The 7,733-nt window shown below is 65.8% G+C and carries 8 protein-coding genes; 6 read left to right on the top strand and 2 right to left on the bottom strand.

Annotated features, from left to right (window positions below; translation table 11 throughout):
* The 6 genes from VE172_RS22640 to istB all read left to right on the top strand — a co-directional run.
* Window positions 1–799, top strand: a 799-nt coding sequence (locus VE172_RS22640) for an ATP-binding cassette domain-containing protein (RefSeq protein WP_324804275.1), incomplete at its 5' end; no start/stop codon positions are given.
* Window positions 796–1,641 carry an ABC transporter permease gene (locus tag VE172_RS22635; RefSeq protein WP_324804274.1) on the top strand — a complete coding sequence of 282 codons (846 nt, stop codon included), beginning with the start codon at window positions 796–798 and terminating at the stop codon, window positions 1,639–1,641. The genes VE172_RS22640 and VE172_RS22635, both read left to right, overlap by 4 nt.
* Window positions 1,642–1,744: 103 nt before the next feature.
* A complete protein-coding gene (locus VE172_RS22630) occupies window positions 1,745–2,167 on the top strand; it encodes a DoxX family protein (protein ID WP_324804273.1) in 423 nt (140 codons plus the stop codon).
* Window positions 2,168–2,194: 27 nt separating this feature from the next.
* A complete protein-coding gene (locus tag VE172_RS22625; RefSeq protein WP_324804272.1) occupies window positions 2,195–3,028 on the top strand; it encodes an alpha/beta fold hydrolase in 834 nt (277 codons plus the stop codon).
* Between the two features lie 425 nt (window positions 3,029–3,453).
* The gene (gene istA, locus VE172_RS22620) at window positions 3,454–5,145 is read left to right on the top strand and encodes an IS21 family transposase (RefSeq protein ID WP_324804276.1); all 1,692 of its coding nucleotides are present in this window, start codon (window positions 3,454–3,456) and stop codon (window positions 5,143–5,145) included.
* Window positions 5,142–5,900, top strand: a complete 759-nt coding sequence (gene istB / locus VE172_RS22615; protein ID WP_324804271.1) for an IS21-like element helper ATPase IstB — start codon at window positions 5,142–5,144, stop codon at window positions 5,898–5,900. Before istA ends, istB begins: the two co-directional genes overlap by 4 nt.
* Window positions 5,901–6,490: 590 nt before the next feature.
* On the opposite strand, the gene VE172_RS22610 is transcribed toward istB, so the two are convergent.
* On the bottom strand, window positions 6,491–7,264 hold the full coding sequence (locus VE172_RS22610) for a hypothetical protein (protein ID WP_324804270.1): 774 nt from the start codon (window positions 7,262–7,264) through the stop codon (window positions 6,491–6,493).
* The gene (locus tag VE172_RS22605) at window positions 7,252–7,602 is read right to left on the bottom strand and encodes a hypothetical protein (RefSeq protein ID WP_324804269.1); all 351 of its coding nucleotides are present in this window, start codon (window positions 7,600–7,602) and stop codon (window positions 7,252–7,254) included. The genes VE172_RS22610 and VE172_RS22605 overlap by 13 nt, the downstream gene beginning before the upstream one ends.
* Between the last annotated feature and the right edge of the window lie 131 nt (window positions 7,603–7,733).

The raw sequence follows: 7,733 nt of genomic DNA, 5'->3' as shown, positions 1-7,733 counted from the left end.
CCCCGACGCCGGAGAGGCGCAAGTGCTCGGCTACGACGTCGTGCGTGACGCCCGGGCGGTGCGGAGCAGGGTGGGCCTCACCGGGCAGTTCGCGTCGGTCGACGAGGACCTCACCGGGGTGGAGAACCTGTTGCTGCTCGCCAGGCTGCTCGGCTACTCACGCCGCCGAGGCAGGGAGCGGGCGGCCGACCTGCTCGACGCGTTCGGTCTTGCCGAGGCGGCCGACCGGCAGGTGAAGAAGTACTCCGGCGGGATGCGCAGGCGCATCGACATCGCGGCGAGCCTGGTCGTCACCCCCGAACTGATCTTCCTCGACGAGCCCACGACTGGGCTCGACCCGCGCAGCAGGAACCAGGTCTGGGAGATCGTCAGGGGCATGGTCGCCGAGGGCGCCACCGTGTTGCTGACCACGCAGTACCTCGACGAGGCCGACCAGCTGGCCGACCGGATAGCGGTGATCGACCACGGGAAGGTCATTGCCGAGGGCTCGGGCGGCGAGCTCAAGGCGTCGGTCGGCGCCGGCTCGCTGCACGTACGGCTACGTGCGCCCGAGCAGCGGGCCGAGGCCGAACGGGTCCTCGCCGGCGTCCTCGAGGTGCCGGCCGAGCCGTCCGCCGACCCGGCCGCGCTGTCCGCGCGGATCTCCGACCCCGAGCGGGTCGCCCGCGCCCTGGCCGAGCTGTCCCGCAGCGGCATCGACGTCACCGAGTTCGCGCTCGGTCAGCCGAGCCTAGACGAGGTGTTCCTCACCCTGACCGGACATCCCGCCGAAGAGACACCCGAGGAGGATGCCGCATGAATGCCACGTCCGCGGAGCAGGCGTCGGCGCCGGTCACCGAGGACGCGCTGCGCAGTGTGCTGTCGGCCGGCGAGCGGCCGTCTCGCCCCGGCCCGGTGCGCACCTCGTTGACATTCGGCTGGCGGGCGCTGCTGAAGATCAAACACGTCCCGGAGCAGCTCGTCGACGTGACCATGTTCCCGATCATGTTCACGCTGATGTTCACCTACCTGTTCGGTGGCGCGCTCGCCGGGTCGACTCAGGAGTACCTGCAGTTCCTGCTGCCCGGCATCCTGGTGCAGGCGAACGTCATGATCACCATGAACACTGGCATTACGCTGAACACCGACATCCAGAAGGGGGTGTTCGACAGATTCAGGGCGCTCCCGGTGTGGCGACCGTCGCCGCTGGTCGGCGCCCTGCTCGGCGATGTGATGCGCTACTCGATCGGGTCGGCGATCGTGATCACGCTCGGCCTGGTTCTAGGGTTCCGGCCGGAGGGTGGCGCCGTCGGGGTGGTGCTGTCGGTGGTGCTGCTGCTGGTGTTCTCGTTCTGCCTGTCGTGGCTGTGGACGATGCTCAGCCTGATCCTGCGCACGCCGAACTCGGTGGCGGGGGTCAGCATGATGGTGATGTTCCCGCTGACGTTCGGGAGCAACATCTTCGTGGACCCGAAGACGATGCCCGGGTGGATGCAGGCGGTCGTCGAGGTCAACCCGATCACCCACCTGGCGACCGTGGTACGCGGCCTGATGCACGGCTCGGTGCCCGCCGGGGAAATCGGCTGGGTGCTCGTCTCGTCCGTACTTCTCGTCGCGGTCTTCGGTCCCATCACCATGGTCCTCTACCGCAACAAGAAGTAGATGCCGCTACCGCGAGCACTTGGTCGAAATCAACTCCGACAACCCGGCCCACTCGGCCAACGCCATCACCGGTACCAGACCCGGACACGACAAGGAGAGCCGAATGAGCACCATCCCCAAGAACAACTCGGAAACCGTTGCGCACACGCCCGGGCGGGCGAGCAGCATCGGGGTCTGGATTCTGCAAATCGTGCTGGCGGCGACAATCGCCGGCGGCGGAATCTCGAAGCTCGCCGGCGACCCGGTCATGGTGGACATGTTCGCCGACATCGGGGCTGGCCAGTGGCTCCGGTACCTGGTCGGAGCGCTGGAGGTCGCGGGAGGGGTTGGACTTCTGATCCCGGCTCTGGCGGGCCTGGCCAGTCTCGGGTTGGCGGCATTGCTGACCGGTGCTGTCATCACCGATCAGTTCGTGCTCGAGCAGAGCCCTTGGCTGCCGCTCGTCCTTCTCGTCGTGGCGGCCGTGATCGCAAGGGCGCGGTGGTCGCGCACCGAGGCCGTCGTCGGCACGCTGCTCAGGCGCTGAGACAAACCTCTCGAACGGAGATGTGAGATGAACGAGATGGCCTTTCGCGTGACATCAAACGATGGCACCACCATCGCCTACGACAGGGAAGGAAGCGGTCCGGCCGTCATTCTGGTGGGCGGAGCACTCGACGAGGGGGAGGAGAACGCTCCCTTGGTACCTGCTCTCGCCGAGCACTTCACGGTTTACAACTATGCCCGTCGGGGACGCGGCGCGAGCGGCTTCACCGAGCCCTACGCCGTGGAAAGGGAGATCGAGGACCTGGATGCGTTGATCGCGGAGGCGAGCGGCTCGGCACACCTGTTCGGGGCGTCCTCAGGCGGCGCGCTGGCGCTGGAAGCCGCCGCGGCCGGGTCAGCCATCGACACGATCGCCGTGTGGGAGGTGCCCTACGCGGTCGGGGACGACATACGCCCGCGATTCGAGGAGTACATCGCAGACACCCGACGCGCCTTCGACGCCGGGCGAGACGAGGAGGTTCTCGAACTGTTCATGCGCATGACCGGCGCCTCCGACGACAACATCGCGGCCAGGAAAGCGGCAGGCAAGCAGACGGCGCATTGGGCGCATTCGGTCGCCCTCGCGCCCACGCTGGTCCACGACAGCGTCTTCCTCAACCGCTACCAATTGCCGGCCGATCGACTGGCAACGGTCACCCAACCGGTCCTGGTCACCACCGGAGGACCGATCACGGCCCCCTATATGGCAGGCCTGCCCTCGGACTTCTTCGACCGCGCAGCCGACGAGCTTGCAGACCTACTACCCCACGCTCAACGGGAGACCCTCGAGGGGCCGGATCACGTCGTCGACCCACAGACCGTCGGCCCGCTGTTGCTACGGTTCTTCAGCAGCGAACACTGAGGGGCCCGCGAGGTGTTGCGGGAAGACCGATTAGGCACCGCGCAAGCAGATCTTCGTCGCGCCAGGGACACGGGGCGGACAGGTGGTGTCGAGGTTGATGTCGTCGGCGGCATCACAGGCCTGATCCTGGGCGTGCTCGTCACCAACGTCTTCGTCACCACGCAAGGCCGGGCCGTCGTACTGACCTGGGCTTCAGTTGGACTCGACGTGGCCTGCTCGCTGCTCATCGGCTCCGTCGTCGGTCGTACCCCGCACTCCGGGCCGACTCAGTACCGCCCACCGAAGCCCTGCGCAGCACATGACCAGGCACCTCGGTAGGGCCAGTGATTCCGGGCTGTGGTCGCATGCGGTCACCGTTCCCGGGGCGGTGGCCCGGTGCCGAAAGTCGTGCCCACGGCGTGCTCGCGTCAGGAGTGCCACCGATGATGCAGCCGCGTTCCCGGGTCGACCTGTACGCGGCGATCCGACGGGATGCCCGATCTGGGATGTCCAACCGCGCGCTGCAGCGCAAGCACGGCGTCGGCTTCCGAACCGCGACAGCGGCGCTGGAATCTGCATGGCCGAAGGAGAGAAAGCAACCGCCCAAACGCGGCTCACGGCTTGACGCGTACCGAGTGGTGATCGACGACTGGCTGCGCTCGGACCTCGACGCGCCGCGGAAGCAGCGACACACGGCGAAGCGGATCTTCGATCGACTGCTTGACGAACATGACGGGGCCGGGGTGGTGTCGTACTGGATGGTCCGCGAGTACGTCGCCGCCCGACGCCGTGAGATTCGCGTCGAGGTCGGACAGGAACCTGCCAACGCGTTCATCCCGCAAGAGCACCGCCCGGGCCGCGAGGCCGAGGTTGACTTCGGCGACGTCGCCATCCGCCTGCGCGGCGAGCTCGTAACCTGCGCGCTGTTCAGCCTTCGGCTCTTCTACTCGGGCAAGGCCGTGCACAGGGTCAGTGCCTCGGCTGGGCAGGAAGCCTTCTTCGAGGGCCACGTCCACGCCTTCAACGTGCTCGGCGGGGTGCCGACCGGGAAGATCCGCTACGACAACCTCAAGGCCGCCGTCGCGAGCGTGATTGGGTTCTCCCGCCAGCGGGTCGAGGCCGACAGGTGGAGCGCCGTCCGTTCCCACTACGGCATCGAAGCCTTCTATTGCCAGCCCGGAATCCAAGGTGCGCACGAGAAAGGCGGCGTCGAGGGGCAGATCGGCTGGTTCCGACGCAACCACCTCGTCCCCATCCCAGAAGTCGACTCCCTCGCCGAGCTCAACGCTATGGTCGACGCCTGGGACGAAGCCGACGACGCCCGGCGGATCGGGTCCCGCGCCCGCACGGTCGGGGAACACTTCGCCACCGAGCAGCCACTCCTCGCGCCCCTTCCGACCGAGCCGTTCGAGACCGGCCGCTGGTTCACCCCGCGCGTGGACCGGTACGCCCAGGTCACGGTCCGGATGAACAAGTACTCCGTGCCCGCGCGCATGGTCGGCCGTCAAGCCGGGGTGCTCCTGAACGCCAGCGACCTGGTCGTGTTCGACGGCAGCGAGATCGCCCGCCACGAACGGCTCATGACCAAGGGCTCGACCCGGGTCGACCTGGACCACTATCTCGAGGTCCTCCTCCGTAAACCGGGCGCGCTACCCGGCGCGAAAGCGCTGGAGCAGGCCAGGGCATCCGGGCGGTTCACGCCCGTTCACGACGCCTGGTGGGCCGCGGCCTGCAAGGCCCACGGTGACGCCGACGGCACCCGTGCCCTCATTGAGGTCCTGATGCTGCACCGGCACCTTCCACACGACCACGTCGTCGCCGGACTCGCGACGGCGCTGCGTGCAGGCGCGCTCACCGCGGACGCTGTCGCGTTGGAAGCGCGCAAGTACAACGACACAGCAGATGGCGGAGCCGACGACACGACAGCGGACCACCAGTCCCTGATGAGCGGCGACAGGGCACGCGGAGAAGGCGAGATCCCTGCCGTGCGATCGCTGACCGAGCGCCGGCTCCGCGCCCACATCCCGGCCGACACTCGGCCGCTGCCGAGCGTGGAGAAGTACGACCAACTGTTGGCCAGCCGACGTGACACCCCGAACGAAGGAGCCGCACCGCGACCACCAAGCGCCGTGGAATGACCGAAGAAGCAGCCGACGCCGCGATCGACCAAGCGTGCCGGATGCTGCGAATGCCCACCATCCGCAATTCCTTCACCGACTACGCCGACCGGGCGGGGCGTGAGCAGATGTCTTACCGCGGGTTCCTCGCCGAACTATTGCTTGCCGAGTGCGACGATCGCGCCCGACGCCGGTCCGAACGCCGGATCAAGGCCGCCAAGTTCCCCCGCGAGAAGTCCCTGCGGGCCTTCGACTTCGACGCCAACCCCAACATCGATCCCGCCGTGATCCACACCCTCGCCAAGTGCGAATGGGTCCAGAAGGGACAGCCGCTGTGTCTGATCGGGGACTCCGGCACCGGCAAGTCCCATCTGCTGATCGCACTCGGCACCGAGGCCGCCATGGCCGGCTACCGGGTCAAGTACACCCTGGCGACCCAGCTTGCCAACGAGCTCGTCGAGGCCGCCGACGAGATGACGCTGGCGAAGACCATCGCCCGCTACGGCCGCGTCGACCTGCTGTGCATCGACGAACTCGGCTACACGCAACTCGACCGCCGCGGCGCGGAACTCCTCTTCCAGGTCCTCACCGAGCGTGAGGAGAAGGCCTCGGTCGCGATCGCGTCCAATGAGTCCTTCGGCGGCTGGACCAAGACCTTCACCGACCCCCGGCTATGCGCAGCCATCGTCGACCGACTCACCTTCGGCGGCACCATCCTCGAGACCGGCACCGACTCCTACCGTCTGGCCCAAGCCACAAAGCAGCGGACAACCTGACACCCGTCGGGCGCGGAAGCGGTGTCGACGCAAACCAACATCCGCGGCACCGACACGTGCCCGGCGGTGTCAGAACTCGCCAACAAGCGGTGTCGGACGAAACCTCCGCAGCCAGCGACCAGTGTTCCCAGGCTTTGATGGCATCTTGAACTTGTTTTGCATTGCGGCCATCGCCTTCCTTGGCAAGCGCGAACTCGTAGGCGATCATGGAGAACTTTTCAGTGCACTGTTCGACAGTGGTGAGAAGTTCAATATAGGTTTCGTACCTTTGGGCCCGAAGCCAAGTCTCATGTTCGCGCTTGGCGGCCAATGTTGCTCCGTACCTGACTCCAAGCAACGCAACCAATCCGGTGATCGCCGCAGGTGTCACACTCTGCCATTTCACTAATACATTGTCTCTGAGCGCGCACCTGCGGAGGACGTGGTGGTGGTCGTCGACTTTGGTTGACGGAGTGCGGCCGAGGAGGTGGTTACCCTGCTTTGGGGGATTTACGTCTTTGTTCTTGTAGCCCGGGGCCGCATCGAATGGACGGCAGACATGTCTTGGATGGCTACACCAAGAGGTCCGATCGCACGCGCGAAGCCGGTCCTTACCAAGACAGAGGGGCCGCCAACGCGGTGATGCTGGCGTGTCCCCAAACGATCAGTGCAATCAGCACCCCTATGGCGATGAGGAACCCGGCGGCTTTGACCAGGCGGTGGGTTTGTTCGAACCGATGCACCGCGCGTTCCATTGATGTGGCGACGCGTCCCGCGGGTTTGGTGCTGAGGTAGGCCAAGGGTTGCCCGGTGCGGTCGAAGGCGGGACGGTCGTCGGCGATGGAGTCGTAGATGCGTGGATGGGCCGGTTCGGCCAGTACGACCGCAGCATCCTTCAATGCGCGAGTGATGTGGTCGGGCAGGCTGGTTTGCAAGCAGTCGACTTGTGTCTGGAACTCCCGAAGTTTTCGAGCGCAGCCTCGTAGCAATGTGGCGCGTGGTGTTGGCAGCCCGATCGGGGCGACGAGGTCGAAACGGTTGGCGGCACGTTCAATGAACAGGGTGGCGCGCGCCAAGGCTTCGGCCTTGACCTTTCGACGCTGGTGCTTGTCAGGCTTGGCTGGGGGCCGTAGTTTGAGGGGCGTGCCAAGGCAATCGTCGATGGCGTCGACGGCACGTACTTTGACTTGCGCACTTTGGAGCCCCAGACGAAGCGGGATTAGCGTGACGGCCACGAGCGCGAGGCTCGTCAGCATGACCATGGTCCGCGACCCCGAATGGGCCACGCTGCCGTCGTTGTGCATGTGTGCCAACACGGGGGATACGGCAGCAATCGCGCCCGTGAACGCCGCGCACACGAGCGCGCCCCTGTTCAGATAGAACACATGCAGTGCCTGCGCGAGGCGGCACCGGTCGCGAACGACAAGAAGGTGGCGATGAACGCGAAGAATCCCACCCATACGCTCACTGCAGACAAGATTACTAACCCCGTCACATTGCCAACCAGCGTCGCTACTCCGGACCAACGACGATGATGCAGCAACCGCAAGATCGAACGACATTGCCCCCGGGCCCCGAACCGGTACCACAACAGCATCTGGGTACGCGACGCCGTCAGCACCTTATTCATTAATGTCGCAGCCAGCACCAAAATGGCAAACGCGCCCGCGACGATGACGGGTATCGACCAGCACGCCGAAATCAAGGCGCTTTTCACATCCACGCATTCAGTCTACCAAGGACACTCAAGTCACGCACCTCTGGAAAGGCTCGCAGAGAAGCTTTGCCGCCGGGTTAATCGGACGTACCCGACGGCCATTGATTCTAATAAGGACTTCGGCGACAACTTTTTAT

The sequence above is a fragment of the Stackebrandtia sp. genome (assembly GCF_035643755.1).
In the GTDB taxonomy this organism is placed as follows: Bacteria; Actinomycetota; Actinomycetes; order Mycobacteriales; family Micromonosporaceae; genus Stackebrandtia.
The sequence above is the reverse complement of the archived record's forward strand: the minus strand, read 5'-3'. Positions and strand labels throughout refer to the sequence as shown.

What these genes read in the sequence shown, in the direction of transcription:
- istB (WP_324804271.1), top strand. Translation starts at nt 5,142, where the DNA reads ATGACCGAAGAAGCAGCCGACGCCGCGATCGACCAAGCGTGCCGGATG.
- VE172_RS22625 (WP_324804272.1), top strand. Translation starts at nt 2,195, where the DNA reads ATGAACGAGATGGCCTTTCGCGTGACATCAAACGATGGCACCACCATC.
- VE172_RS22635 (WP_324804274.1), top strand. Translation starts at nt 796, where the DNA reads ATGAATGCCACGTCCGCGGAGCAGGCGTCGGCGCCGGTCACCGAGGAC.
- istA (WP_324804276.1), top strand. Translation starts at nt 3,454, where the DNA reads ATGCAGCCGCGTTCCCGGGTCGACCTGTACGCGGCGATCCGACGGGAT.
- VE172_RS22630 (WP_324804273.1), top strand. Translation starts at nt 1,745, where the DNA reads ATGAGCACCATCCCCAAGAACAACTCGGAAACCGTTGCGCACACGCCC.